This window comes from Streptomyces sp. NPDC001513 (assembly GCF_042894695.1).
Classification (GTDB): Bacteria; Actinomycetota; Actinomycetes; order Streptomycetales; family Streptomycetaceae; genus Streptomyces.
On sequence record NZ_JBIAVU010000024.1, the window covers coordinates 1 to 25,228 of the forward strand.

The 25,228-nt window shown below is 71.7% G+C and carries 25 protein-coding genes and 1 pseudogene; 22 read left to right on the forward strand and 4 right to left on the reverse strand.

Annotated elements, in window-relative coordinates; all coding sequences use genetic code 11:
* Positions 1-379: pseudogene (locus ACFYZ4_RS37820) on the reverse strand (crotonyl-CoA carboxylase/reductase); the annotation flags it as partial.
* Between the two features lie 231 nt (positions 380-610).
* Positions 611-1,750 carry a BTAD domain-containing putative transcriptional regulator gene (locus ACFYZ4_RS37825; RefSeq protein WP_390786132.1) on the reverse strand — a complete coding sequence of 380 codons (1,140 nt, stop codon included), beginning with the start codon at positions 1,748-1,750 and terminating at the stop codon, positions 611-613.
* A gap of 191 nt (positions 1,751-1,941) precedes the next feature.
* Between ACFYZ4_RS37825 and ACFYZ4_RS37830 the strand changes: the two genes are divergently transcribed.
* The 5 genes from ACFYZ4_RS37830 to ACFYZ4_RS37850 all read left to right on the forward strand — a co-directional run bounded on the left by ACFYZ4_RS37830 (position 1,942) and on the right by ACFYZ4_RS37850 (position 7,757).
* Complete coding sequence (locus ACFYZ4_RS37830) at positions 1,942-2,451, forward strand: helix-turn-helix transcriptional regulator (RefSeq protein ID WP_351292092.1); 510 nt, start codon at positions 1,942-1,944, stop codon at positions 2,449-2,451.
* Between the two features lie 110 nt (positions 2,452-2,561).
* Entirely contained in the window at positions 2,562-3,215 is a 654-nt protein-coding gene (locus ACFYZ4_RS37835; protein ID WP_351292094.1) for a hypothetical protein, read from the forward strand.
* Positions 3,212-4,420, forward strand: a complete 1,209-nt coding sequence (locus ACFYZ4_RS37840; protein ID WP_351292096.1) for an MAB_1171c family putative transporter — start codon at positions 3,212-3,214, stop codon at positions 4,418-4,420. The genes ACFYZ4_RS37835 and ACFYZ4_RS37840 overlap by 4 nt, the downstream gene beginning before the upstream one ends.
* 236 nt (positions 4,421-4,656) lie before the next feature.
* The gene (locus tag ACFYZ4_RS37845; protein WP_390786133.1) at positions 4,657-5,628 is read left to right on the forward strand and encodes an alpha/beta hydrolase; all 972 of its coding nucleotides are present in this window, start codon (positions 4,657-4,659) and stop codon (positions 5,626-5,628) included.
* A gap of 245 nt (positions 5,629-5,873) precedes the next feature.
* Positions 5,874-7,757, forward strand: a complete 1,884-nt coding sequence (locus ACFYZ4_RS37850; RefSeq protein ID WP_390786134.1) for a potassium transporter Kup — start codon at positions 5,874-5,876, stop codon at positions 7,755-7,757.
* Positions 7,758-7,784: 27 nt separating this feature from the next.
* Here ACFYZ4_RS37850 and ACFYZ4_RS37855 read toward each other — a convergent pair whose 3' ends face one another.
* Positions 7,785-8,531 (reverse strand): hypothetical protein, encoded by a 747-nt coding sequence (locus ACFYZ4_RS37855; protein WP_390786135.1) that lies wholly within the window; start codon positions 8,529-8,531, stop codon positions 7,785-7,787.
* 273 nt (positions 8,532-8,804) lie between these two features.
* Between ACFYZ4_RS37855 and ACFYZ4_RS37860 the strand changes: the two genes are divergently transcribed.
* The 17 genes from ACFYZ4_RS37860 (at position 8,805) to ACFYZ4_RS37940 (ending at position 24,039) form a co-directional block, all read left to right on the forward strand.
* Positions 8,805-9,341, forward strand: coding sequence for an anthrone oxygenase family protein (locus ACFYZ4_RS37860; protein ID WP_390786136.1), 537 nt, complete (start codon positions 8,805-8,807; stop codon positions 9,339-9,341).
* A 23-nt stretch (positions 9,342-9,364) separates the two neighbouring features.
* The gene (locus ACFYZ4_RS37865; protein ID WP_351292101.1) at positions 9,365-9,553 is read left to right on the forward strand and encodes a hypothetical protein; all 189 of its coding nucleotides are present in this window, start codon (positions 9,365-9,367) and stop codon (positions 9,551-9,553) included.
* 425 nt (positions 9,554-9,978) lie between these two features.
* Positions 9,979-10,338: a hypothetical protein gene (locus ACFYZ4_RS37870; RefSeq protein WP_390786137.1), complete on the forward strand. Its 360-nt coding sequence runs from the start codon at positions 9,979-9,981 to the stop codon at positions 10,336-10,338.
* Positions 10,339-10,351: 13 nt separating this feature from the next.
* On the forward strand, positions 10,352-11,458 hold the full coding sequence (gene lxmK, locus ACFYZ4_RS37875; RefSeq protein WP_390786138.1) for a class V lanthionine synthetase subunit LxmK: 1,107 nt from the start codon (positions 10,352-10,354) through the stop codon (positions 11,456-11,458).
* Positions 11,455-12,528 carry a T3SS effector HopA1 family protein gene (locus tag ACFYZ4_RS37880; protein WP_390786139.1) on the forward strand — a complete coding sequence of 358 codons (1,074 nt, stop codon included), beginning with the start codon at positions 11,455-11,457 and terminating at the stop codon, positions 12,526-12,528. The genes lxmK and ACFYZ4_RS37880 overlap by 4 nt, the downstream gene beginning before the upstream one ends.
* A gap of 127 nt (positions 12,529-12,655) precedes the next feature.
* A complete protein-coding gene (locus ACFYZ4_RS37885; protein ID WP_030718520.1) occupies positions 12,656-12,862 on the forward strand; it encodes an LxmA leader domain family RiPP in 207 nt (68 codons plus the stop codon).
* 67 nt (positions 12,863-12,929) lie between these two features.
* Positions 12,930-13,100 carry an LxmA leader domain family RiPP gene (locus tag ACFYZ4_RS37890; protein WP_158717266.1) on the forward strand — a complete coding sequence of 57 codons (171 nt, stop codon included), beginning with the start codon at positions 12,930-12,932 and terminating at the stop codon, positions 13,098-13,100.
* Between the two features lie 58 nt (positions 13,101-13,158).
* A complete protein-coding gene (locus ACFYZ4_RS37895) occupies positions 13,159-13,329 on the forward strand; it encodes an LxmA leader domain family RiPP (protein ID WP_351292112.1) in 171 nt (56 codons plus the stop codon).
* A gap of 174 nt (positions 13,330-13,503) precedes the next feature.
* Complete coding sequence (locus tag ACFYZ4_RS37900; protein WP_351292114.1) at positions 13,504-14,553, forward strand: methyltransferase; 1,050 nt, start codon at positions 13,504-13,506, stop codon at positions 14,551-14,553.
* Positions 14,546-15,433, forward strand: coding sequence for an ABC transporter ATP-binding protein (locus ACFYZ4_RS37905; RefSeq protein ID WP_390786140.1), 888 nt, complete (start codon positions 14,546-14,548; stop codon positions 15,431-15,433). Before ACFYZ4_RS37900 ends, ACFYZ4_RS37905 begins: the two co-directional genes overlap by 8 nt.
* On the forward strand, positions 15,430-16,653 hold the full coding sequence (locus ACFYZ4_RS37910) for an ABC transporter permease (protein ID WP_351590509.1): 1,224 nt from the start codon (positions 15,430-15,432) through the stop codon (positions 16,651-16,653). Before ACFYZ4_RS37905 ends, ACFYZ4_RS37910 begins: the two co-directional genes overlap by 4 nt.
* The gene (locus ACFYZ4_RS37915; protein ID WP_390786141.1) at positions 16,650-18,542 is read left to right on the forward strand and encodes an ABC transporter ATP-binding protein; all 1,893 of its coding nucleotides are present in this window, start codon (positions 16,650-16,652) and stop codon (positions 18,540-18,542) included. Before ACFYZ4_RS37910 ends, ACFYZ4_RS37915 begins: the two co-directional genes overlap by 4 nt.
* Complete coding sequence (locus ACFYZ4_RS37920) at positions 18,539-19,501, forward strand: LLM class flavin-dependent oxidoreductase (protein ID WP_351292122.1); 963 nt, start codon at positions 18,539-18,541, stop codon at positions 19,499-19,501. Before ACFYZ4_RS37915 ends, ACFYZ4_RS37920 begins: the two co-directional genes overlap by 4 nt.
* On the forward strand, positions 19,498-20,169 hold the full coding sequence (locus tag ACFYZ4_RS37925; protein WP_351292124.1) for a flavoprotein: 672 nt from the start codon (positions 19,498-19,500) through the stop codon (positions 20,167-20,169). The genes ACFYZ4_RS37920 and ACFYZ4_RS37925 overlap by 4 nt, the downstream gene beginning before the upstream one ends.
* Positions 20,166-21,149: a hypothetical protein gene (locus ACFYZ4_RS37930; RefSeq protein ID WP_390786142.1), complete on the forward strand. Its 984-nt coding sequence runs from the start codon at positions 20,166-20,168 to the stop codon at positions 21,147-21,149. Before ACFYZ4_RS37925 ends, ACFYZ4_RS37930 begins: the two co-directional genes overlap by 4 nt.
* Positions 21,149-23,710 carry an insulinase family protein gene (locus tag ACFYZ4_RS37935; protein WP_390786143.1) on the forward strand — a complete coding sequence of 854 codons (2,562 nt, stop codon included), beginning with the start codon at positions 21,149-21,151 and terminating at the stop codon, positions 23,708-23,710. The genes ACFYZ4_RS37930 and ACFYZ4_RS37935 overlap by 1 nt, the downstream gene beginning before the upstream one ends.
* Positions 23,707-24,039 carry a hypothetical protein gene (locus ACFYZ4_RS37940; protein WP_351292130.1) on the forward strand — a complete coding sequence of 111 codons (333 nt, stop codon included), beginning with the start codon at positions 23,707-23,709 and terminating at the stop codon, positions 24,037-24,039. Before ACFYZ4_RS37935 ends, ACFYZ4_RS37940 begins: the two co-directional genes overlap by 4 nt.
* Positions 24,040-24,079: 40 nt before the next feature.
* Here the strand turns inward: ACFYZ4_RS37940 and ACFYZ4_RS37945 are convergent, their stop codons facing one another.
* A complete protein-coding gene (locus tag ACFYZ4_RS37945) occupies positions 24,080-25,042 on the reverse strand; it encodes a helix-turn-helix transcriptional regulator (RefSeq protein WP_384349507.1) in 963 nt (320 codons plus the stop codon).
* Positions 25,043-25,228 lie beyond the last annotated feature (186 nt).

Below are 25,228 nucleotides of genomic sequence, written 5' to 3' on the forward strand. Positions count from 1 at the left end.
GCAGCACGACGCCCGCGAGGTCGGAGCCGATGACGTGGTACGGCAGGTCGTGGCGCTTGGTGAGCTCCGACAGGCGCCCGTAGCGCTCCAGGAAGTTGAACGTCGGAATGGGTTCGAAGAGGGCCGACCAGACGGAGTTGTAATTCACCGAACTGGCCATCACCGCCACCAGAGCCTCGCCAGGACCGGGCTGCGGAGTCGGAACCTCTTGGAGGTGCAGCGACTTGCGGGGATCCTTTTCTGCGGTAGCCATGCCCTCGAACATTCCGGCCTCTTCCTTGAGCAGGACGCAGGCTCGGTAGCTCTCCGGAACAGCGAGGGCGGCGAAATCAGAGGCTGCCGCATCATCGGAGAGGATGGCTTCCAGTATGTCTTTCACGTTCGGGTCCCTCTGGGTCTGTTTTGTGTGTGGGAGTGGGCGAGAAGGTCGCCATCGGCCCGACAGCGCAGCACCGTCAACGCTGATTCCTGGATACGACGGTTCCACAGCGCCACGCGGTGTCCCGGCGGGCCGGGGCCCGGGCCGTGTGCGGCCTCAACCGCGGTGCCTGGTTGACTTCGGGCACCGGGGGTTCGGATCGACCGTCGGATTCGGCGGTCGCTACGCCGGTCAGCAGGCGTACGCGGACCGCACGTCCTCCCACGAGTCGTCCAGCCATGCCTCTCGCGCGAGAATGGCCCGGTGCAACTTCTGCAGCTTCAGCCCGGGCTCGACCCCCAGGTCCTGAACGAGGATCTTTCGGATCCTGCCGTACTCTGCGAGCGATTCCGCGATGCGGCCACTGCGATAAAGAGCGATCATCAGGTGCCAGTAGAGGTTCTCGCGGGTCGGCTGCTCATCAATGAGCGAGTAGAGTTCGCCGATCAGTGAGTTGTGGCGCCCGAGCTTGAGTTCGATCTCGAACTTCTGCTCGTAAGCGAAGGCGCGCTTCTCGTTCAACTGCCTGCACAGGTTGTGGAAGAAGGGCACCGCGCGAAGATCGTCGAGGGCCGGGCCACGCCACAACGCCAGGGCGGCATTGAGGGCCTCCGCAGCCTCCTCAAGCCGGTCCTGCGCCTGGAGGGTGCGGAAGTGGCAGAGCAGGGACTCGAATCGGCGCAGGTCGAGCGTCTGGCTGCACAGGTCCAGCCGGTACCCGGGCGGCTGCGTGACGATCAGCTTCGGATCGACTCCCACGCTCGACAGGTACTTCCGCAGCTGCGAAACGTATACGTGCAACGCTGTGGTGGCGCTCTGCGGAGGCGTCCCGGACCAGAGGGCTTCAATGAGGCGGTCCATCGAGACGGGCCGTGTGCTGTGTATGCACAGGTAAGCCAGGAGTGAGCGCAGCTTGAGCGCTCGAGGGCTTACACGCTGCCCATCCTTCGTTTCAATCTCCAATGGTCCGAGTATCTGAAACTGCATCTTTCCCCCGTAATGTGACTCTTTGGAAACAGCGCGTACATCCGCGCGGTTGCAGGCTGCCGGGCCCCAGCGTTTCGGCGGAGCGCCCCGTGCCTCCGTTCCGTGTTCGTGAGCCCGAAGCCCTCGCCCGCTGGCCTCCAGCGCTGCATCTCCCCGTACGAACCCGCCTAGCGAACTAGACGCTCCGCGCACCTCCGTGCCGGTGCGGCTACATACCGCAACAAGACGACACGCACGTCGGCGCGGCGTGCGGTGCGCGCTCTCGCCGCACCGGGCGAAAGCCCAAGTACACCCGGCACAGGGGCCCCTGGCCGGCACGCCGAGAGCGCGCACCGCACGACACATCTTGACAACTAGACACAGTCTGTCGCGCTGCTAGTGGACTAGACGCGAGTGAATGTACGCGGCGACCACTCCGGCCTGTCAAGTGGACTTGATGCGAATCTGAGGTCTGTTGCGACCATATCTAGCGAGGGAGACAATGAGACGCGGACTGACACGCGTCCGCGACCACACAGGCGGAGGGAGGCTGACGGATGAGCGGCAGGGGCTCGGCGAGCAGTCGGCGCACGATTGCGCAAAGACTGGACTACCTGATCGGAGCGATCCATCCCGCGGGACGTGGGCCCTTCACGTACCACGAGATCGCCGAGCTGATCAGGGAACGTGCCGGCGAAGGAGACCCCACGGTCTCCCACGGCACCGTGCAGGCGATCCGTACCGGCAAGGTCACCAACCCCAGCGTCGACTCGCTCCGCGCACTGGCTGACTTCTTCGGCGTCCCGACGGCCTACTTCCTTGATGACGACGTCTCAGAAGCCGTTGAGGACCGGATCCGGGAGATCAAGGAGAGCGCCGAAGCGGCCGAAGCCGCCGACGAACTCGCCGATGTCCTGCAGGACAACGAGGTTCGCGCCGTCGCGTTCCGCCTCGGCGGCCTGTCGGCTCGGTCGATTCGCGGCATCAAGAGCATCGTCGAGGGGTTCCGTCAAGCCGAGGGTCTGTCCGAGGTCAAGCTTCCCCCGTCAAGGCGCCGTCGCGGCTAGGTCGCCAGTGCCGCATCGGCGAGAATGTCCGACCGGGCTGTGTCCGTGTCTGTGTCGGAAAAATGGCGGGGGAGCCGAGTATGAGGTGGTGGTGGCACGGACGCGGCGTCGTGCGCACGGAAGTTGCGGACGAGCTGATCATCCCTCAGCCGTTCAACCTGGAGGTCTTCTGCGCGAACATCTCTGCGCAGCGAGGACGCCCGCTCCTCGTACTCCCCCTCGACGGTCCCGCTGACACCGACCTGCCGTGCGGCATCTGGGTGGGCCTCGACACGGCGGACTTGGTGTTCTACGAGGCCGGGGCCGCGGACATCCTCAAGATCCAGATCGTCCTGCACGAGATCGCCCACATGCTGCTCGGCCACGTCTCGCCCCAGCTGCACCTCAGCGGCGATGCCGACGACGAACCCGTCACCGTCTCCGAGCACTTCCGACGATTCCTGGCGCGCACCAGCGACTTCGAAAAGGGCTTCCATCCCGATCCGTCCATCGCCGACACCATGCGTGCCGAGGCCGCCCGGATCAAAGTGGCCGCCACCAGGACCACGTCCAGCGACATCGAACTGGGGCTGTCCACCGACCGCATCCTTCACCTTCTGGGCCGCACCAGGTTCGTGAACCGGCAGGAGGAAGAGGCAGAGACCCTGGCAACCCTCATCCTTGAACGCGCCAGCCGCAACGAGGCCATCTCCACCTCAAGTGACGCCTCGGACGTCCTCGCCCGCCTCAACGACGCTCTCGGCCACCCAGGGGGAAAGACGTGACAGCGGTAAAGAGCATCACTCTCATCCTGCTGTGGGTCGTGGCGGCCTGGCGCCTTCCCGGCGCCATCCGCACGCCCAGGCAGCGTGCACTGTGGGTCGCCTTCGCATCGATTGCGGCGGCGATGACCCTCGGGGTGCCGGGAGTCATGCACACGGTCGACGCCTTCGCCGGCGTCCACAACCTGGCCACGCTGGGCAAGAACCTGTTCGGCATCGTCGCATCCGCCGCGATTCTCGACTTCGTCACCGTCATCGCCCGGCCCGAGTCCGTCTCCGGCTTGCGCCGCGTCCTGGTTCCGGCATCCGCGATCACCATGACGACACTGACCGTTCTCTTCGCGCTCACCCCTCGGCCGGAAGAATCCGACAACTTCGTCGAGACGAACATGGGGTCTGCCCCGGGCACCGCCTACTACATCGTCTGCTTCGGGTCTCTCGGGCTGGCCATGGCCGTGGCCACTCGGCTGTTCTGGGGGAGCGGCAGACATGCGGGCGCCCGATGGCTGCGCTGGGGCCTGCGGACACTCGGGGCGGGCAGTGCCTTCGGCCTGCTGTACAGCCTCTACCGCACCATCCTGATGCTGTTCGGCCTGTCGCACACCGACGTCGAAGCCGCGCGGGCCGACCTGGTCGCCGACATTCTCGAGTACACCTCCATCTCGCTGATCATCCTGGGCAGCTCCATACCTGCCATCGGCGTCCGGTGGCGTGTGCTGCGTGACTGGCGGTCGCTGCGAGAGATCCGTCCGCTGTGGGCAGTGCTCACCAGGGCCGTTCCCCACGTCGTGTTGGACATCCGGTCCATGCGCCCCGGCCCGCGGGTCCGGCTGCATCGAGCGGTGATCGAGATCCGTGACGCCACTCTGGTGCTGGCAGACTATGCCTCGCCGGACCTTCGCGAACGAGCCGACGCTGCTGCCGAACAGTACGACCTCACCCCCGAACAGAGGTCCGCTCTGGCCGAGGCCGTCCTGCTGCACGCGGCCGTTGCCGCCAAGCTCGCCGGCACATCACCGGCACCGGCAGGCAATGCGCAACCGAGTTCGCAGCTCCCCGCGGATTTCGACTTCGACGTCGAGGTCGACAGGCTCCGCTCCATCAGCGAGGCCTATCACTCGCCCGCGGTCCATGACCTGACCGCGTCTGCCGCCTCCACCACCCGTACGGCCCATCTGTACGCGGCCCCGACCTGCGTCGAGTCGTAGGAACTGGTCGGTCTCCGGGTGCGCCTCCAAGCCGATGTCCTCACCCACCGGGATCGACATGAGGGTCAACTGGAGGTACTTCCCGGACCAGGCGACCGCGCGATAGTCCGTGTTCTCGAGCGTCGCCGACGCAGTGACGCGGGCTTCGGCGCCTGGCCGGAGTTGCAGGGGTGGGCTGCTGCGAGACGATGGAAGGTGGCCGTCACGACCGCACTGTGAGGCAGGAGGCACACCCCATGTCCATTTCCTCGTTGCTCCCGACGCCCATCCTGGAGCCCGCGGCCCAGGAACTGGTGGATGCCACGAAACCGCACCCGCGCCTCTACGAGGTCCCCCCGGAGAACGGCCGGGAGATCCTTGATGATCTGCAGGCCGGCAAGGGAGTGGACAAGCCCGCGGTGGACGAGGAGTGGGTGAGCGTCGACGCGGGACAGTACGGCCAGGTCCGCGCCCGCATCATCCGTCCCCGGGGGATGACGAAGACCCTCCCGGTGGTGTTGTACATCCACGGCGCCGGATGGGTCTTCGGCGACGAGAACACGCACGACCGGCTGGTCCGGGAACTGGCGACCGGAGCGGAGGCCGCGATGGTCTTCCCGGTCTACGACCTGGCCCCCGAGGCGAAGTACCCCACTCAGATCGAGCAGAACTACGCGGTCGGCAAGTGGATCATCCAGAACGGCGAGGAGCGGAACCTCGACGCCTCGCGCATGGCGGTCTGCGGCGACTCGGTCGGCGGCAACATGTCCGCCGTCTTCGCGCTGATGGCCAAGGAACGCGGCGATGTCCGCCTGGCGGCCCAGGTGCTGCTGTACCCGGTCACCGATGCCAACTTCGACACCCCGTCGTACCAGCAGTTCGCCGATGGCTACTACCTCACGCGCGACGGGATGAAGTGGTTCTGGGACGCCTACACCGCCGACCCCGCGCAGCGCGCCGAAATCCATGCCTCACCGCTGCGCGCCGACATCGAGCAACTCCGCGGCCTTCCCCCCACCTTGCTCATCACCGACGAGGCCGATGTGCTGCGTGACGAAGGCGAGGCGTACGCGGCCAAGCTGCGCGAGGCGGGAGTGGACGTCACGGCGGTACGCGTGCTGGGCATGGTCCACGACTTCATGATGCTCGACAGCCTCCGCGACTCCAAGGCGACCGTCATCGCACGCACCATGGCCATCGAAGCGCTGCGCGGAGCACTCCACCCGTAGCCCGCGACCCGTAGGCACCCGGAGCGCGCCGCGCGAACGGGGCGGCGCGCATCCACGGACGGCTGCGCGGGGATCGGTAGGGTCCGCCGCAATGCATCTGGCCTGCGGCCCAGCCGCCCGCGCCGAGGAGGAGCACCATGGCCGATCACCGGCACGGGGGGACGGGATCGGGTGGGTCGAGCGGGTCGAGCGGTGAGGCCGCGGCGCGGCCGCCGGAGGCTCGTGGGCCGAGTGGGCGGGACGCGGTGCGTCTCGCGCTGGTGGTCGGCGCGCTCGGCGTGGTCTTCGGCGACATCGGAACCAGCCCGATCTACACCCTCCAGACCGTGTTCAACCCGAGCGACCCGCACCCCGTCCCGGTCACCACGGACAACGTGTACGGGGTGGTCTCGCTCGTGTTCTGGTCGGTGGTCATCATCGTCCTCGTCACGTACGTGCTGCTGGCGATGCGCGCCGACAACGACGGCGAGGGCGGCATCATGGCGCTGATCACGATGCTGCGCCGGTGGAGCTCGGAACAGAGCCGTCGGGCCACGGGCACGCTGATCGCCTTGGGCATCTTCGGCGCGGCGCTGTTCTTCGGCGACAGCATGATCACTCCGGCGATCTCGGTGCTGTCCGCGGTCGAGGGGCTCAAGGTCGTCGAGCCGTCGCTGGAGAGCCTGGTCGTGCCGGCCACCGCGGTGATCATCGTGGTGCTGTTCATGGTGCAGCGCAGGGGTACCGCGGTGGTGGGCCGGGTGTTCGGGCCGGTGATGATCGTGTGGTTCCTCGCCATCGGCGCGTTCGGGGTGCTCGGCATCGTCGACCACCCGGAGATCCTGCGGGCGCTGTCGCCGACGTACGCCCTGGGCTTCCTGTTCGGCCATTTCGACATCGCCTTCTTCGCCCTGGCCGCGGTCGTCCTCGCTGTCACCGGCGCCGAGGCGCTGTACGCCGACATGGGGCACTTCGGCCGCCGGGCGATCACCCGTGGCTGGCTGTTCCTCGTCTTCCCCGCGTGCGTACTGAGCTACCTCGGCCAGGGCGCGCTGATCCTCGCCGACCCCGCCAACACGAGCAGCCCGTTCTTCCTGCTCGTGCCCGGCTGGGGACGATGGCCGATGGTCCTGCTGGCCACGGCGGCGACGGTGATCGCCTCGCAGGCGGTGATCACCGGCGCGTACTCGGTCGCGTCCCAGGCCGCTCAGCTCGGCTACCTGCCGAGACTGCGGATCGCGTACACCTCCGAGTCCACCATGGGCCAGGTCTACGTGCCGTGGATCAACTGGCTGCTGATGATCTCGGTCCTCACCCTGGTCTTCGCCTTCCGCAGCTCCACGGCGCTGGCCTTCGCCTTCGGCATGGCGGTGACCGGGACCATCACCATCACCACGCTGCTGTTCTTCTACGTCGCCCGCGTGAAGTGGGGCACGCCGGTGTGGTTGCTCGTCATGGGCGGGTCCGTACTGCTCTTCGTGGACCTGCTGTTCGTGGCCGCCAACCTGACCAAGCTCGTCCACGGCGCGTGGCTGCCGCTGCTGATCGGGATCATCGCGTTCACCGTCATGACGACCTGGCGGCGCGGCCGCGAGCTCGTCACCGCGGAGCGGGAACGGCACGAAGGCTCGCTGCGCGAGTTCGTCGAGCAACTGCGCAGCGGCACGGCGGCGACGAGCCGGGTCCCCGGCACCGCCGTCTTCCTCAATCGCGGCAACCAGACCGCGCCCCTCGCCATGCGGGCCAACGTCGAGCACAACCACGTACGGCACGACCAGGTCGTGATCATGTCGCTCCAGACGGAGCCGGTCCCCCGGGTCCCGGCGGACCAGCGGTGCGTCGTCGACGACCTCGGCTACGGCGACGACGGGATCATCCACGTCACCGCCCGGTTCGGCTACATGGAGACACCGGACGTGCCCGGCGCTCTGGCCACGCTCGACCCCGCCATGACCGAGGGGCGGCTCCAGACCGACCAGGCTTCCTACTTCCTGTCGAAGATCGAGCTGCGCCGGGGGAAGGCGCCCACGATGGCGCCGTGGCGCAAACGGCTGTTCATCGCCACGTCCTACATCACCGCCGACGCCGCCGAGTACTTCGGCCTGCCCCGCGACCAGACGGTCATCATGGGGTCGCACATCGAGGTCTAGGCCGTTGGCCCCGTGAGCACATTCGGTCTAGCCGGCCCGGAGCCGCCACAGCGAGGTGACCTCGGCCGCCCGGGCGCTGTGGAAGGGGTCCGACGCGTCCTTCGCGCGGGGGTGACGGGGCTTCGCGAGGTCGGAGAGGATCAGCCAGCCTTCGCCGCCCGGCTCCAGATGGTCCGGGAGCCCGGTGAGGAAGCCCCGCAGCATCCGGCTGTCCGGGTCGTACACCGCCCGGTCGAGCGACGTACGGGGACGACCCGGCAGGACGCCCGTACCGGTGCCGATGTCGAAGGCCGTGTATCCCGCGGGGAGTTCGGCTTCGGCCACCAGGTCCAGGTACTCGCCCCGGACCGGGGAGAAGACCCCGTGGTGCGGGTGGATCCGGTCGCCGCCGAGCGCCGGGATCGCCCAGCCGGCCTCGTACGGGATGAGCAGCATGCCCAGCAGTCGTGCGCGGCGGGCCTGCTCGCCGCGGTGCAGCCGGTACCGGTCGGCATCGGCCGGTGCCGGTGCCGGTGCGGAGGGCGGTGCCGGTGCGGAGGGCGGTTGTCTGCGGTCGAGGCGGCGGCCCAGGGCGGTGAGGAGCCGGCGCGCGGACGGGTAGTCGCCGCGCCAGAGCAGTGCGGTGCCCTCACAGATCAGCCGGTACGCCTCGGCGACGCGGAGGGTGTCGCCGAGGGTGTCGCCGACGGTGACGACGCGCCCGGGTGGCGGGGCTCCGTTGGCCGAGTACCAGCAGGTCGGCACCGTCGCTTCGGTACCGGCAACCGATTCCATGACCTGTGTCATCACCGGACATCAACTCCCTTGAGGGTCGATCCTCGATGCCCTGGAGCGCTGTGGCCGTTCCGTACGGAATGTTTCGCAGTATTTTGACGCGCCGCGAACGCCGCCCATACGCCCGCGCGCGCTCGCTCCTCGCGCAGGGCCGGGGAACCGACCTCACACTCCGGCGCGGCGTCTCGTCGAAGTACCGAGAGCCGGGCGAACGCGTGGCGTTCGGCCACACCGGCGACACCGGCGACACCCATGCATCTGGAGCCCACGAACATGCGCATCCGACTCCTTCAGGCACTCGCCCTGCTCGCCACCGGCCTCCTCGCCGGGGCCTTCGGCTACGGCGCGGCCAACCTCGTCCCCACCTTCAACGCGGTACCCCTCGACATGCGCCTGTCGTTCCACGCCGAGCTGATGAAGATGAACGGCATCACCATGCAGGCCGCGATGGCGGTGTCGACGCTGAGCTCCCTCGCCCTCGCGACCCTGACGCGCGGACGCGCCCGGCTGATCGCGGGTGCGGCGGGCCTGCTGACCCTCGCGTCCTTCCTGATCACCCGGCTCGGCAACGTGCCGATCAACGGCCGGATCAAGGAATGGGCGCTCACCTCGGCCCCGGCCGATCACGCGGAGATCCTGCGGCGCTGGGAACTCTTCAACAACCTGCGCACCCTCACCGCCCTCACGGCCTTCGCCCTGCTGATCACCCTCGCCCTGCAGGGACCGGGCACCGACCGGAAGCAGCCGGCCCGGACAGCCCGTGGACGGGCCTGGTGGGGCGGGCGGGGGTCTGTCAGGATCACGCCGTGATCGAATCCTCGAACGTCGCAAGAATGAGCAGAGCCCTTGACTGGGCGGGGCTGCTTCCGTCCTCCCTCCTGCTGGTGGTCGGCATCGGGCAGTACCGCGACGGCGGGTCCGTGGGGTGGCCGATCGGCGGCGCGCTCCTGGTTCTGGCCAGTGTCTGGGTGGTCTACCGCGGGCTGCCCCACCGCAAGCGCAAGACCTCCGCTTCGCGGTAGGCGTCGTCCTTCGACCTGCCGAGCCCTTGGAACACCGCCGCCGTCCTGGCGGGGAACGGTCTGACTCTGGGCGGGCTGTCCGTCGCGCTGCTGTCCCCGGCCGACTGGGTGGAGTTCGGCTTCGTCCGGGACGCGGTGGGCACCAGCGACTCGGCACTGGAGAGGATCGTGGCGGCGGCGCGCACACCTCCGGCATAGGACGGGAAGGCAACGCCCCTGCGCGGTCGATTCCGCTCCTCCGAGAAGGCCCAGGTCAGCGACCTGGGCCTGCGTCGTTTCCGCGTCCTCTTCCACGGCCCGGAACCGGGTGCAGGAAGCTGAACCGTGCATACAGGAAGCTGAACGTTCTTTCCCCTCTCATGGGCCTTCCGGCGCGGCAGAGTTGTCCTCGTCGAGAAGGAAACGACACCACGAGGGGAAACGAAATGACGAAGCCGGCCACCGCCAAGGAACGTTCGAAGAAGCGCTCGGTCTACGTATTCACCGCACTGGGCCTGGTCGCCGGAATCGCCGTCGCGACCCGGACCAATTCGGGTGACTCGGAAGACCGTTCCGCCGCACCGGCCGGCATCCACCAGGTCACCGCGACCGCCGTCACGGTGGCCGACGAGACCCCCAGCGAGCCGACGGAGCCGCAGGTCACGGCCGCTTCCATCCCGGGCTGGCAGAGCCCCAGCCAGCAGATCCCGGGCTGGCAGAGCCCGAGCCAGCAGGGCCCGAGCCAGACGATTCCCGGCTGGCAGAGCCCGCCGGCGGCCACCGGTCCCGCGACGCAGAGCATCTGAGGCCGGCCACCCGATGTCGACCACATTCGCTCCCGTCGATCTCGACGGAGTTCCGGCGGTGGAATCCTTTCTCGACCGCATGGGATTCGGCCACTTCGACAGGAATTCGGTCTCCGCACCGATAGGCCGCAACGAAATATGGGCCGGCAGCACGGAAAGCGGCCGCGAGGTCTTCGTCAAACGGCTCGTCGGAACCGGCGATGACGTCCGCGACCGGATGCAGCGCCTGCTCGCCTTCGAACGGTTCGCCGTCACCCTCCCGCCCCACGCACTGCGCGGCCCGGTCTTCCTGGGCAACGACACCGCCGAACGGCTGGTCGCCTTCACCTACCTCGACGGCGCCCGCAGCGGTGCCGAGCTGATGGTGGACGAGAGCTTCGACGACGAGCTGGCCGGCCAGGTCGGCCGCGCCATCGGCCTCCTGCACGGCGCGGAGTACCCCGCCCCCGAGGAGCTGGACACCACCCCGCCGGCGCTGCCCTCCCTGCCCTTCCTCCAGGGCCTGCCCCCGGGCATGTTCGACAACCTGGGCTTCGCCGAACTCCAGGCCTGGCGCCTGATGCAGAGCGACGCACAGCTGGTCGAGGCACTGACGCGGCTGCGCGCCGCCGAGGCCGCCGCACCCAAGGTCCCCTCCCACTGCGACTTCCGCGTCGACCAGCTCCTGCTCACCGACGAGGGCCTGTACGTGGCGGACTGGGAGGAGTTCCGGCTCGCCGACCCCGCCCGCGACGTGGGCAGCTTCGCCGGCGAGTGGCTCTACCGCTCCATCCTCGACGTGGTCACCACCCGTGGCGACGAAGAGGGCAGCGGGCCCGAGGAGTACGAGCTCACCCACGAGGCGATCCTCAGCCGCGGCGTGGCCAAGATCGAACGCCTGCGGCCCAAGATCCGGCACTTCTGGCAGGAGTACGCCGCCGTACGCCCCGACATGGACCCCGGACTCCCCGAGCGGGCCGCCGCCTTCGCCGGCTGGCACATGCTCGACCGCCTGATCGCCGGCAGCGCGCAGCGGATGCGCCTGTCCGGCATCGAGCGGGCGGCCGCCGGCATCGGCCGCAACATCCTTCTCCACCCCCAGAAGTTCGTCACCGCACTCGGATTGGAGGTAACCCCGTGAGCACGGGAACGAGAACCAGAACAAGAACGACCACCGACACGAGCACGAACACGGCCACCAACACGGCCGAGGCCCCGCCCGCCGCGCTGCTCCAGGCCCTCGACCGCGTCCGCATCGCCGACGACCGCCTCTCCGCGACCGTCGCCGGCCGCGAACTGACCGCGGACAGCGTCGGCGAGCTCAAGACCCTCCTGGGCACCGCCCTGTACGAGACCCTGCACTCCGGCCAGGACGAGTCGGCCTCCAAGCTGCCGCGGATCCTGCGCGACAGCGACTTCGAGCGGCGCCTCGGCGAGGCCGTACCGCACCGCAGCGTCACCGCCGAGGCCGTGGTGCTGCCCCAGCCGCCCGGCACCCCCGCCGACGCCGCCGACGTGCTCGTCCTGCGGGACGGCATCCGGACCTGGACCCCCCGGCGGACCATGAGCGTCACCGACCCGGCCCCCGGCACCCTCGTCGAACTCGGCGTACCCGCCGCGCGGCCCGCGCTCTCCCCCGGCTTCTTCGTCGTCACCAGCCCGGTCAACCGGGGCGCGCCGGCCGAACTGCTGCGCGTCTACCTGAACCTGGCCGACTCCCAGGCCGCTCCACAGGCCTGGCAGGCCGTCCTGACCCGGCTCAACGAGCTGGAGATCGCGTACCAGGCCAAGGTCCTCTCCTGCCTGCCGCTCTACCCGCGGCGCGACGCCCTCGTCGTCTACCTCCAGCCCGACGCCTGGCACGCCGTTCCGGTCCTCGCCGAACTGGCGCCGTCCCTGCCCGGACTGGGCTCCGAGACCTCGCACTTCGTCCACCGCGTCGCCCCCGGCGTCGGCGTGGCCTTCGAGCCCGCGGACCACCGGCCGGCCATGCGCGGCCTCAGCTTCGGACAGCACCGCGCCGGCGCCGCCGCCGAAGCCCTGCTCGACCGGGCCCGGCACGGCACCCCGCTGGCCGAGGCGCTCACCGCCCGCTTCACCCAGGCCGGCATCGACCCGCACCGCCCGGCGCGCAACCTCACCTCGCCGGAACTCCCCGCACCCGCGACCCCGGGCGCGACCGGCACCGCCTCGACGGCTGCCGCGGCCTGAGGGGGCTGCAGGGCGTGAGTGCCCGCGTACCCGCTCCCTGCTTCCACCTCAGTACGTACCGCACGTGCACCACGTACGGCACACCTCTCGGGTGCCCACAGGGCACCCACCCACAAGGAGAAGAACCATGGACAACGCTTCGATGATGGACCTCGTCGCCGGCTACAACACCTACGCCGAGGCCTCGGAGCTGGGCATCCAGGCCGTCGCCGACGCCCCGGCCACCACCCCGGTCTGCGCCGCGACCATCGCCGCCTCCGCCGTGTCCTCCGGCTGGTGCGCCTCGGCCGCCGCCTCCGCCGCCGGTGGCGCCACCTACAAGCTCGGCTGCTGATCCCCGCGGGATTCCCGCAGCCGCCGTCCCCCCGTACGCAACCAGCCGACGAAGGGAGGTGAAACACATGTCCCACGACCAGAACACCCTCGAGGAGCTGGTGACGGGCTACGAGTCCTACGCCGACGCCGACGAGATCGAGGTCGACGCGGTGACCGGCGCCCCGGCCACCACCCCGTTCTGCGGTGCCGCCGCGAGCTTCATGCTCAGCTACGTCACCACCAACGGACCCGGCTAAGCCGGAGCCTCACCCCAACTCACCATCCACACACACCCTTTGAAGGGAGACGAACACCATGAGCAATGACCAGAGCACGCTCGAAGACCTGGTGACCGGCTACGAGTCCTACGCCGACGCCGACGAGATCGAGGTCGACGCGGTGACCGGCGCCCCGGCCACCACCCCGTTCTGCGGCGCCGTCGCGAGCTTCGCGCTCAGCTACGTCACCACCAACGGGCCGGGCTAAAACGCCCGCGGCGGGTGCCCCACTCCGGGCACCCGCCGCCCCCCGGGGCCTCACGGTCCCGCGCCCGCCCCCGGGCCCCCGCGCCCGCACCTGACTTCCGGGCACCGTGCCCGCCCCACTTCCGGGCCCCGTGCCCATCGACCCCCTCACCTCCACAACGGGAAGCCCAGGCGAATGACCGACAACAGCGCACACACCCAGACCCTCCTCGACATGTCCGACCTCCTCAAGCCCAACGCCGTCCGCGTGGCCGCCACCCTCGGCATCGCCGACCTGGTGGCCGAAGGAGGCGGCACCGCCGCGACGCTGGCCGAACGGGCCGGCGCGCACCCCGAGGTGTTCGCGAAGCTCCTGCGCTACCTCGTGGAACTGGGGCTGTTCACGGTCGACGCCGACGGCGTCCACGCCCTCACCGACCTCTCCCGCCCCCTGCTGCGCACCAATGAGCCGAGCCTGGCCCAGTACCTCAGCATGGAGGGCCTGTTCGGCCGGGTCTCCCTCGGACTGGTGGGCCTGCTGCACACCGTGCGCACCGGCGAGGCCTCCCACGCCGCCGTGTTCGGCCGCGACTACTGGGACGAGATCAACACCGACCCGGTCTACGTCAGAGCCCTGGAGGCCGAGGGGCCGACCGAGGCCGGCTGGGACGCCGACGCCGTCATCCGCGCGTACGACTGGTCGACGGTCCGCAGCGTCGCCGACGTCGGCGGCAACAACGGCACCCTGCTCATCGAGCTGCTGCGCGCCCACCCGCACCTGCGGGGCACCGTCATCGACCTGCCCAACGTCGCGGGGATCGCCGCCCGCCGCATCGAGGAGGCGGGCCTGGCCGACCGCGGCACCGCCGTCGCCGCCAGCTTCTTCGAGGAACTGCCCAAGGGCCACGACGTGTACCTGCTGTCGGGGATCCTCGCCGACTGGAGCGACGAGAAGTCCGTGGCCATCCTGCGCCGCGTCGCCGAGGCCGCCGGCCCCGACGGGCGGGTGCTCCTCGCCGAGATCAACCTGCCCGAGATGGGCACGGGCCTGGCCGCCGCCGACACCGCGCTGCGCGTCGCCGCCACCGTCCCGGTCCCCGCCCGGACCGTCGAGGCCGTCAGGGACCTGGCCGACCGGGCCGGTCTCACCCCGACCTGGCAGGGTCCGGTCACCCCGGTGCGGTCCGTCGTCGAATTCGCCCCGGCTCTCGCCGGGGACCGCGTCCCGGAGGTGGCCGGTGCTTGAGTTCGACGCGCTCACCAAGGGTTTCGGCGACAAGAAGGTCCTGCGCGGACTGTCCTTCCAGGTCCGTCCCGGTGAGCTGTACGGGTTCTGCGGAGCCAACGGCGCCGGCAAGACCACCGCCATGCGCATCGCGCTCGGCATGCTGGCCGCCGACAGCGGCGAGGTCCGTTTCGAGGGCCGCCCCGTCGACAGCGCCGGCCGCCGCCTCATCGGCTACATGCCCGAGGAGCGGGGCCTGTACGGCAAGATGCGCCCCCGCGACCAGCTCGTCTACTTCGCCCGTCTCAGCGGCATGGGGGCCCGCGAGGCCAAGGTCCAGGCCGACGAGTGGATCGAGCGCCTCGGGGTCAAGATGGGCCCCAAGGACGTGCTGGACAAGCTGTCGCTGGGCAATCAGCAGAAGGTCCAGCTGATCGCCGCGCTGATCCACCGCCCCGGTGTGCTGATCCTGGACGAGCCGTTCTCCGGCCTCGACCCGGTCGCCTCCGACGCGATGGCCCAGGCGCTCACGGAGTTCACCCGCGACGGCGTTCCCGTCGTCTTCTCCAGCCACCAGCTCGACCTGGTGGAGCGGCTGTGCGACCGGGTGGGCATCGTCCGCGACGGCGCCCTGGTCGCCGAGGGGACGGTGGAGGAACTGCGCGGCAGCACCACCCGTCGCCTGGAGATCGCCCTGGAGGGCGCTCCGGCCGGGTGGGCGTCGGCCGTTGCGGGCACCCGCGTCGTCGAGGCGCGGCACGACCGCTACACGCTGGAGGTCGAGGAGCAGGTCCCCGTACGGGAGATCCTCTCGGCCGCCCAGACCCACGGCGACATCGTCCACTTCGCCTGGCGCGAGTCGTCCCTGACCGAAATCTTCCGCGAGGCGGTGACAGCATGAACCGGAACACCCCGCACGGGCCGCTCACCCTCGTCGGCCTCGTCGCCTGGCGCGAGATCGTCACGCAGTTCCAGCGCAAGGAACTGTGGGCCTCCCTGGTCATGATGATCCTGGTGTTCTGCGGCGCCCTCGGGCTGCAGAAGGTCTTCACCGGCGCCGCGGACCGTCCGGTCCTCGCCGTCGTCGGCGAACACCGGGACCTGACCGAATCGCTGCGCGCGCAGACCGCCGGGGCATCCGGCGACGGTGGCGCGCGCGGCGTGGAGGTCGTCTCCTACGAGAACGAGGCGGCCGCGGAGGCCGCCGTACGGGCGGAGAAGGCCGACGCCGCGCTGGTCGGCGAGGGCCGGGTCCTGGTCCGCGAGAAGCTGCCGGAGCCGCTGGCCGGCCCGCTGTACGAGGCCCACCGCACGGCGCAGACCACCGACCGGCTGCGGGACGGCGGTCTGACCGACCCCGCCATCGCGCGGGCCCTGGCCGTACAGCCGCTGACCGTGTCCGCGCTCGACCCGGACGCGGACCGCACGACCGAGCGGACCATGACCGCCGCGATCGGCGTGATGGCCCTGTTCTTCCTGACCTTCATGTTCGGCCAGGGCATCGCCCAGGGCGTCCTGGAGGAGAAGTCCAGCCGCATCGTGGAGGTGCTGCTCGCCAAGGTGCACGCCTGGCAGCTGCTGGCGGGCAAGGTGCTCGGCATCGGGCTCGTGGCGTTCGTGCAGATCAGCGCCATGGCGGCGGGCGGCGTCACGGTCGCCATCGCCGCCGATCTGGTGGACGCGCCGGCCGACGCGATCGGCACCAGCGTGTCCGTGGTGCTCTGGTTCATCCCCGGCTTCCTGGGCTTCGCCGCCCTGTGGGCCGTCGCGGGGGCCCTGGCCTCCCGGGCCGAGGACCTCCAGCACGCGGCCGGCCCGGTCAGCATGCTCCAGACCCTGAGCCTGATGGCCGCGCTGGCGCCCTTCACCGGGATCAGCGACACCCTCACCCGGGTGTTCTCCCTGGTGCCGGGCCTGTCCTCGGCCGTGATGCCGGTCCGGATGGCGAGCGAGAACGTGCCGTGGTGGGAGATCGCCCTGGCCGCCGTCCTGTTGCTCGGTTCGATCGCCGCGCTGCTGCGCGTCGGCGGCCGGATCTACATCGGCGGACTGCTCCAGCACGGCGGCATCGTCAAGGCGCGGACCGCCCTGCGCAACGCCCGACTGGGGGGAATGTCATGACCGTCACCACCGAAACCAAGGCGACCACCGGGGAGCAGGCGCAAGCGGAGGCCGAGGCGGAAGCCCGGGCCGCCGCCGACCGCGCCGAACGCGCCGCCGACTCCTGGGACGGCGAACTGCGCATCCTGCGCGAGCTGTTCCGGCCCGGCAACCGGCTCCAGATGGCCGTCATCGCCCTGCTCGCGGCGGTCTCCGCCGCCGCCACCCTCGTACTGCCGCTGGTCGTCGCCGAGCTGGTCCAGCAGGTGCAGCAGGGCCAGGGACTCACCAGGGCCGCCCTGCTGATGATCGGCACCGGACTGGGTTCCGCCCTGGCGGGCGCGCTCGCCGCGTTCCTGCTGTCCCGCCTCGGCGAGCAGCTCGTCCGCCGGCTGCGCATCACCACGATGCGGCGCGGCCTGGCCATGCGGCTGTCCGACGCCAAGGCGGTGGGCAGCGGCGACCTCGCCACCCGGCTGACCGCCGACGCCATGCAGCTCAAGGGCGCCATCAACATCGGGCCGATCCAGCTCCCGATGGCCGCGATCACCCTGCTCGGCACCATCGTCATCATGGGCGTCCTGGACTGGGTGCTGCTGCTGATCACCCTGGCCGGATTCGTGTGCGCCCTGGCCATCGTCGCCGTCGTGATCCGCGGTCTGCGGCGCACGTACCAGAACATGCAGGACGACATCGGCACCCTGACCCACCAGTTCATCACCGCGCTCGACGCCCTCGTCATCATCAAGGCGTACCGGGCGGAGGAGCGGGTCGGCCGCACCCTGGACGGTCACGCACGGCGGCTGGAGAAGCTCGGCGTGGACGCGGCGCGCATGGAGTCGCTGGTCGTCCCCGTGATCAACCTGGGCCAGCAGATCGCCCTGCTGACCGTGCTGCTCGGCGGCGGCGCCCGGCTCGTGTCCGGTGACCTCGCCCTCCCCGACTTCGTCGCCTTCCTCCTCTACCTGCTCCAGCTGACCGCTCCCCTGATCATGGCGGCCTCCGGTGCCGCGCAGATCCAGGCCGGGCTCACCTCCCGGCAGCGGTTCAACGACGTCTTCGCCCTGCCGGTGGAGGACCTGACGCCCGGCACGGCGGAGCCGGCCCGGACGGCGGGCGGCCGGAACACCCCCGGTCCGGCCCCCGCCGTCCGCTTCGAGGACGTGACCTTCGGCTACGGCGACGAACCCGTCCTGCGCGGCGTGGACTTCGAGGTGCCCGCCCGGGGCCTGACGGCCGTCGTCGGTCTCTCCGGCGCCGGCAAGTCCACCGCGCTGGCCCTCATCGAACGGTTCATGGAGCCGCAGTCGGGCCGTGTGCACCTGTTCGGCGAGGAGGCCGCGAGCCTGCCGCTCAACGAGCTGCGCGGCCGGATCGCCTTCGTCGACCAGGCGTTCACCCTGCTCGGCGACACCGTACGGGCCAACCTGAGCCTGGGCCTGGCCGCCGTGCCGACCGACGAGGAGCTGTACGCGGCGCTGGCCGCGGTCGGCCTCGACGCCCCCGTCCGGTCCCTGCCCGACGGCCTGGACACCGTCCTCGGCGGCGCCCACGACCTCTCCGGCGGTCAGCGCCAGCGGGTCGCCCTGGCCCGCGCGGTGCTGGCGGACAGCAACCTGGTCCTCCTCGACGAGCCGTCCTCGCAGCTCGACAGCGTCAACGAGCAGCGGCTGCGGCAGATCGTCGACACCCTCGCCGAGGACCGCGCGGTCCTGGTGGTCGCCCACCGCCTGTCCACCGTCCGGCACGCCGCGAAGGTCGTCGTCATGGACCGCGGCCGGGTCATCGCCGAAGGCACGCACGACGAACTGCTCGACTCCAGCCCCGCCTACATCGAACTGGTCAGCGCCCAGTTGCTCAGCGGCGCCGCCACCCCGGCGGCCCGGCCCACGAAGGAAGTCACGGCATGACCAAGTACTCGATCATGATGCCGTTCATGCCGACCCGGCACGAGCAGGCGCTCCCGCTGGCCGCGCTGGTCGCCTCCGGCGCCGCGGACCGGCTGTGGCAGGGCCAGGCCCTGATGTCCGAGCCGTACCAGACCTTCACGTACGCGGCGGCCTCCGGATTCCGGATCCCGGTGGGCACGGCGGTCACGCTGATGCCCTTCCGGCACCCGATCGAGGCCGCGCTCCAGGCCAAGTCCCTCGCGGTGACCACCGGCCACCCGGTGGTCGCGGGCATCGGACCGGGCGCGGCGATCCTCCAGAAGAACGTGCTGGGCGCGCCCTACCGCAGCCAGCTCGGCGCGGTGCGCGAGTACTTCACCATCATGGGCGGCCTGCTGGCCGACCGCGAGGTCGAGCTGCGCGGCGAGTACTTCGACTGCCGCATCGGGCTGCCGTCCCTGCCGGGACCGCGCGTCGAGCTCGGCGCCGGGGTGCTGCGGCCGAAGATGGCCCGGCTGGCCGGCGAGGTGGCGGACGTGGCCATCACGTGGCTGACCCCGCCGAAGTACCTGCGGGACGTCATCGTCCCCGAGCTCCAGGCCGGGGCCGAGGCCGCGGGCCGGCCGATGCCGCGCCTGGTGGCGATGGTGCCGGTGGCGCTGACCGCGCCCGACCGGGACCCGGCGAAGCTGGTCCTGGCGGGCAACACCGGGCACCTGTCGATGCCGCACTACCAGGACATGCTGCGCCGCTCCGGCATCGACATCGACCAGCCCGACCCGCTGTCCGTCGCGAAGGCCGTGATCGACGGCGGCGCGTTCGTCCACGGCGACATCAGCGAGGTGCGGGACCGGCTCGTGGAGTACGCGGCGGTGGGCGTCGACGAGATCGCGCTGAACCTGACCGGTGTGTGCCAGGTGGAGGGGCTGCCCTCCGCGCTGGCCGACCTGCGGGCGATGCTGCCGGAGCTGACCCGGTGAGCGCCGGCACGCAGGCCGTCGCGACCCCCGTCGCGCCGGCCCCGGCGGCCGTTCCGGCGCCCGCGCTGGGGATCTCGCGGCTGCTGCTCGTGGTGACCGGGGCCGTGGCCGCCGCCGAACTGCCGTACTGGCTCGGCTGGTTGCGCAGCACCTACCCGGCCCTGGAACTGCGGATCGGGGTGACCGCGAGCGCCGAACGGTTCGTCAGCCGGGTCACGCTCGCCGGGCACAGCGGCGCCGAGGTACTGCCGGACCGGTGGGCCGAGGACGAGGTGCACGCGCGGCACGTGCTGTGGACCGAGTGGGCCGAGGCCGTCGTCGTCGCACCCGCCACCCTGCACTTCATGGCGCGCCTGGCCCTCGGGCTGGCCGACAGCCCCGCGCTGCTGGCCGCTCAGTGCACCACCGCCCCGGTGGTGCTGCTGCCCGCGCTGCCGCCGGGCGGACTGCACAGCGCCGCCTACCGGGCCCACCACGCGGCGCTGGCCGCCCGGCCCAACGTGGCCGTGCTGCCGCCGCGTCCCGGGCTCTCCATGACCACGGGCCGCGAGGACGCCTGGGCGCCCGCGCCGCTGCCGGACGCGCTCGCGATGGTCGAGCAGCGCCGCCGCGAACTGGCCGCCGCCGCCGTGTCCGTGCCCCTCCCGCCGCCGGCGAGCACGCTGTGACCGCCGGCGCCACCGCCGTCGAGAACATCGCCGTCGACGTCGGCGGCGGTCCCGTCCGCTTCGGGACCGGGCTGCTGCGCACGACCGTCCACGGCGGCCTGTGGGTCCGCGAGCCCGGACCGCTCGCGCCCGCCGGCTTCCACCCGCTCCCGGCCCCCCTCCCCGCGACCCCCCGGACCCCGGGCGTGCGCCTCGTCTACGGGGAGGAGCTGCCCGGCGGCGCGCGCGCCTACCGGGGCCTGTCCGGGGACGAGTCCGTGGCGGGCCACCTGCTGCGGCACGGCCCGCACCCCGGGCTGCGCCCGGCCCTGCACGCCCTCGGCCGCGCCCTCGCCGCGCTGCACACCGCCCCGGTCCCGGTCCCCGTGCCCGTGCCGGCCGGCGCACCGGCCCCGCCCACCGCCTCGCGCGGCTGGGCCCGGCTCGACGCGTGGCTCGCCGGCCGCGCGCCGGAGGTCTGGGCCGCGCAGGCCGCGTCCGTACTGCGCGAGCGGCTCGGCGCCGAGCGCTGGCACCGGCTGCGCGACTGGACCGCCGAACTCGCCGCCGACCCGGCCCTCGTCGTCTCCCACGGCGCGCCCGGCCTCGGCTCGCTCGTCGCCGACCCCGTATCCAACCCCGTATCCGCCGCCGTATCCGACCCTGCCGCCGACGGCCCCGTGGAGCTGCTGGTCGGCGAGGACGTGTGCCTCGCCCCCTGGTACTCCGACGTCGGCTGGGCCGTCGGCGAACTCACCGAGCTCGCCTGGCAGCTCGGCGGCGACAGCGAGGCCTGGCAGGGGCTCGTCGACGCCGTCGAGGAGGGGTACGGGCGCCCCCTCGGCCCCCTGCGGCCGCGGCTGGCGGCCCTGCGCATCGCCCTGCACCTGCACGACTACACCGCCTACGTCGGCTGGCAGCCGGAGACCGTCGAACGCTTCGCCGGTTTCCTCGGCTACCTCACCGGTTTCGGCGGTCCCACCGCACCAGGAGACCACTGATGCACCGGTTCACCCTGCCCAACGGGCTCCGGGTGCTGCTCGCCCCCTCCCACCGCCACCCCCGGGTGGCGGTGGCGGTGCACTACGGGGTCGGGTTCCGGTCCGAACCCCCCGGCCGCGAGGGCTTCGCGCACCTCTTCGAGCACCTCATGTTCCAGGGCAGCGAGCAGCTGACGGGCGGCGAGTTCTACGACCGGATCCACCGGCTCGGCGGCTCCGCGAACGGCACCACGCACCAGGACTACACGGACTACTACCAGGCCGTGCCCGCCTCCGCCCTCGACGGGGCGCTGTTCGCCGAAGCCGACCGGATGCGGGCGCCGCTGTTCACCGAGGAGGCCCTCGCGGAGCAACTGGAGGGCGTCGCCCTGGAGATCCACGGGACGACGGTGGAGCGCCCGTACGGCGGCTTCCCCTGGCCGCTGCTGCCCGCCGTGCTCTACCGCTCGTACGCCAACGCGCACGACGGGTACGGGGACGCGGAGCGGCTGCGCGCGGCGACCGTCGCCGACTGCCGGGCCTTCTTCGCCGAGCACTACGCGCCCGGCAACGCCGTGCTGACGCTCGCCGGCGGGTTCGACGCGGCCGAGGCCCGCGCGCTGGTCGAGCGGCACTTCGGGGACATCCCGGGGCGGCCCGTGCCCGCCCGCCCGGACCTGCGCGAGCGGGCGCCGGAGGCCGACCGGTGGGCGTACGGCACCGAACCGGGCGTGCCCGCGACCGCCGTGGCGCTCGGCTACCGGCTGCCGGACCCCGCCCGCGACCTGGCCGGGTACCTCGCGCACACCGTGCTGGCCCGGCTGCTGCGCGCCACCGGCGCGCGGGGCGGCGGCGGTCCCGTCGAGACGAGCTGCGGGTTCTTCGGGCCGCTCGACGCCCTGGCCCCCGAGACCCTGGTGGTCACCGGGCTGCTGCCGCCGGACACCGCGCCCGAGCTGTTCGTGGAACGGGTCGACGCCGGGCTGGCCCACTGGGCGGAGCCGGGCGCGCCGGGCCACGGCGAGGCGGTCCGCACGGCCGTCCGCGACCTGGCCCTGGACCACGTGCGCCGGCACGACGACCTGCAGACCCGGGCCCGCGCGCTGGGCCGGCTGGAGCTGCTCTTCGGCCGCCCCGGACTCCTCGCCGAGCTGCCGGACCTGCTGGCCGACGTCGGCCCCGCCGACGTGGCCGGGGCCGCGCGGGCGCTGCGCGGGACCGCGCGGGCGGTGCTGGTGCTGACGCCGGGCCCGGAGCGCACGCGCCCGGCGCCGTACGAGGCCCCGGCCGCCCCGGCCCGGTCCGCGCGCGCCACCGGCGAGCCGGTCGTGCCCGCGTGGGCCGAGACCCTCACCCCGGCCGGCACCCGCGTGGTCTGCTACCGGGACGAGCGGACCCCGCTGGCCGAGCTGCGGATCAAGGCGCCGCTCGGTCCGGGCGGCTGGCGGGCCCCGGGCCGGATCCGACGGCTGGCGTACGAGGCCCAGCTGCGGGCGGGCGCGGCCTGGCGGGCCACGGGACACTTCGGCACCGTCCAGGTGACCACGGACGACCAGTGGCTGGAAGTGAGCGGTCACGCGCCGGCCGAACGGGCCGGGGACTGGCTGCGCACGGTCGTCGGGACGGTCCTGACCGCCGGTACGGGCGGGGCGGGTGGGCCGAACGGGCCCGCGCAGGCGGCGGCGTTGGCCGCCCCGGCCGCGATCGCGCTCCAGCGGACCGCCGATGCCGCGCTGCGCCTGCGGCTGCTCCCGGCGGCCGGCGGCGCTGCCGCGCTGCCCGGACCCGCGGGCGCCGTGGTCGTCGTGACGGGTCCCGGTGACCCGGACGCCACGGCCGCCCTGGTGACCCGTACCCTCGCCGGGTGGAGCGCCGCCGACGCCGTCACGCCCGAGGGGGCGGCGCCGGGGCCCGCAGACGCCTACGGGGAGGACACCGTGCTGACCCTGCACCGGCCGGGTGCCGCCGAGGCGCACGTGACCCTCTGCGCGCCCGCGGCGATGAGCACCGCGACCGAGGCCGCGGACTACCTGGCCACGGCCGCGCTGGGCGGCTGGTTCGGCTCCCGGCTGGCCGTCGACCGCACCTCCGGCCTGACCGTGATCACCGGCCGCGACACGGCCGCGGCGGGCCACCGCGCCTACCTGCGGGCCTGGTACGAAGGACCGCACCGGCCGCATACGGTACGGGAGTTGCACGAGCGGGTGCGCCGGCTGGCGCGCGAGCCGTTCACGGCGGCCGAGACGGACGCCACGCGGGTCTTCTGCGCGGGCCAGGTGCTGAGCGTGTTCGACACACAGGAGACCCTTGCGGACATGCTCTGTCAGACCGCCGCCTACGGGCACGACGCGACCTGGCTCATGCGCCTGCCCCGGGCGCTGCGCGAGGCCCCGCTCGCCGACGTCTCCCGGGCCGCCGTACGGATGTTCGCGGAGCGGCCGCTGACGGCCCTGGCCGTACAGACGGACGCGGCGGACACGGCGGACACGAGCGCGGTGCCGCCGGACCCGGCTGCGACGGACACGGACGAGGCGGACACGGACGAGGCGGCGCGGGACCTGCCGGGCGGGCGGGCGGCATGACCCACGGCCCTCACGAGCCCGCGCCGCGGGACACCGGTGCGCTGACCTTCCTGCGCGTCCTGGTGATGCCCTCCCCGGCGGCGGCGTCCGCGCCGGCCCACGAGCGGCCCGGGGCGCCGGAGACCACGGCGGTGCGGGTGTCGTCCCTGCTGCCGTCGGGATGGCGCGGAACGGTGCAGTTCTTCGCCGTCGGCTTCTCGCTGGCGGTCGTCCTGCCGGAGGCGACGGCCGCCGAGGCCGTCACCGAGGAACTGCGGAGGCTGTGGCAGGACCCGGGGCTGGTCGGCTGGGAGTGGCTGCTCGACCCCGAGGACACCCCGGGCCGCTGACGCGGCCCGGGGGTCCCGGCCCCGCGGGATCCGGCCCTCGTCAGATCCAGCCGCGGTCGCGGGCCAGCAGCGCCGCCTGGAAGCGGTTGGCCGCGTCCAGCCGGCCCATGAGCGCGGCCACGTACTTGCGGTACGTGCGGACGGAGACGCCGACCTCGCGCGCGCCGATCTCGTCCTTGTCGACCATCTGCATGGTGGCCAGGATCTGCCGTTCCAGCTCGGACAGTCCGCCCTCGGGGCCCGCGCCCTCCGCGGGGCTGCCGACGACCTCGTCGAGCTCGCGGCTCTCGGCCCAGATCCGGTCGAAGAGCGAGATCATGCCGCCGACGAGCCCCGGCTCGCGGACGGCCACCGCGCCCAGCGTCGAGTCGTTCGGGTCGATGGGTGCCAGCGCGGTCTGCCTGTCGAAGATCAGCAACCGTTCGGCGGTCCGTTCCACGACCCGGATCCGTACCCCCTTGGTGGTGAGTTCCTGCAGGTAGGCGGCGGTGGCCAGGTCGGCGACGGCGCCGCTCTCCACGATGGTGCGCATCGCGACCCCGCGCCGCAGCAACTGCTCGGTGAGCGGCCGGGCGGCGGCGATGTTGTCCTTCGTCATCGGTCCGCCCGGCTGGGTGGCGAGCAGTTCGGTCCGGCAGAAGAACGACAACTCGTCGAGTTTCTCGCGGACTTTGACCAGCCCTTCGAGCCGTTCGATGAGCGGCGCGTCGGTCCGGGAGTCGGCGTACAAGCCCCCGTTCTCGAATTCCTGCTCGCGCAGCAGGGATTCGAGCAGGTCCCGGGTCTCCGAGACGTGCCGCATTTCCTCGTGGAGGGCCTTGAGCCGCCGCTCGACGAGCCGGGCGACCACCGTGCTCGGCGCGACCGGCCGGTAGACCTCCGTCCCGTCGGCGGTGGCCATGCCCATGGCCACGAGCGTGTTCAGCACGGATGCCACGGCCTCGGTGTCGTCACAGCCGAGGTGGACCGCCAGGGTGTGGGGCGTGGCCCGTGTACAGCGCAACAGGCCTCTGTATGCCTGCTCTTGCCTTTCTTCTACTCCGAGCCGACCCAAATGGTGATGCATGTGATTCCCCCGCATCGCTTTCACCTGGGCTTCTGGTCAAGCCCAAGCAAAATCGGATGATAGTGCGGTGATCGTTCCACGGCTATGTTTTCGGCTTTCGGACAGCCTTTTCACGCCACGAAC

Bases quoted from the DNA above. Each gene is read 5' to 3' on its own strand.
- ACFYZ4_RS37825 (WP_390786132.1), bottom strand. From the start codon at position 1,750: ATGTGTCGTGCGGTGCGCGCTCTCGGCGTGCCGGCCAGGGGCCCCTGT.
- ACFYZ4_RS37830 (WP_351292092.1), top strand. From the start codon at position 1,942: ATGAGCGGCAGGGGCTCGGCGAGCAGTCGGCGCACGATTGCGCAAAGA.
- ACFYZ4_RS37845 (WP_390786133.1), top strand. From the start codon at position 4,657: ATGTCCATTTCCTCGTTGCTCCCGACGCCCATCCTGGAGCCCGCGGCC.
- ACFYZ4_RS37855 (WP_390786135.1), bottom strand. From the start codon at position 8,531: ATGGAATCGGTTGCCGGTACCGAAGCGACGGTGCCGACCTGCTGGTAC.
- ACFYZ4_RS37860 (WP_390786136.1), top strand. From the start codon at position 8,805: ATGCGCATCCGACTCCTTCAGGCACTCGCCCTGCTCGCCACCGGCCTC.
- ACFYZ4_RS37865 (WP_351292101.1), top strand. From the start codon at position 9,365: ATGAGCAGAGCCCTTGACTGGGCGGGGCTGCTTCCGTCCTCCCTCCTG.
- ACFYZ4_RS37870 (WP_390786137.1), top strand. From the start codon at position 9,979: ATGACGAAGCCGGCCACCGCCAAGGAACGTTCGAAGAAGCGCTCGGTC.
- lxmK (WP_390786138.1), top strand. From the start codon at position 10,352: ATGTCGACCACATTCGCTCCCGTCGATCTCGACGGAGTTCCGGCGGTG.
- ACFYZ4_RS37885 (WP_030718520.1), top strand. From the start codon at position 12,656: ATGGACAACGCTTCGATGATGGACCTCGTCGCCGGCTACAACACCTAC.
- ACFYZ4_RS37890 (WP_158717266.1), top strand. From the start codon at position 12,930: ATGTCCCACGACCAGAACACCCTCGAGGAGCTGGTGACGGGCTACGAG.
- ACFYZ4_RS37895 (WP_351292112.1), top strand. From the start codon at position 13,159: ATGAGCAATGACCAGAGCACGCTCGAAGACCTGGTGACCGGCTACGAG.
- ACFYZ4_RS37900 (WP_351292114.1), top strand. From the start codon at position 13,504: ATGACCGACAACAGCGCACACACCCAGACCCTCCTCGACATGTCCGAC.
- ACFYZ4_RS37910 (WP_351590509.1), top strand. From the start codon at position 15,430: ATGAACCGGAACACCCCGCACGGGCCGCTCACCCTCGTCGGCCTCGTC.
- ACFYZ4_RS37915 (WP_390786141.1), top strand. From the start codon at position 16,650: ATGACCGTCACCACCGAAACCAAGGCGACCACCGGGGAGCAGGCGCAA.
- ACFYZ4_RS37920 (WP_351292122.1), top strand. From the start codon at position 18,539: ATGACCAAGTACTCGATCATGATGCCGTTCATGCCGACCCGGCACGAG.
- ACFYZ4_RS37935 (WP_390786143.1), top strand. From the start codon at position 21,149: ATGCACCGGTTCACCCTGCCCAACGGGCTCCGGGTGCTGCTCGCCCCC.
- ACFYZ4_RS37940 (WP_351292130.1), top strand. From the start codon at position 23,707: ATGACCCACGGCCCTCACGAGCCCGCGCCGCGGGACACCGGTGCGCTG.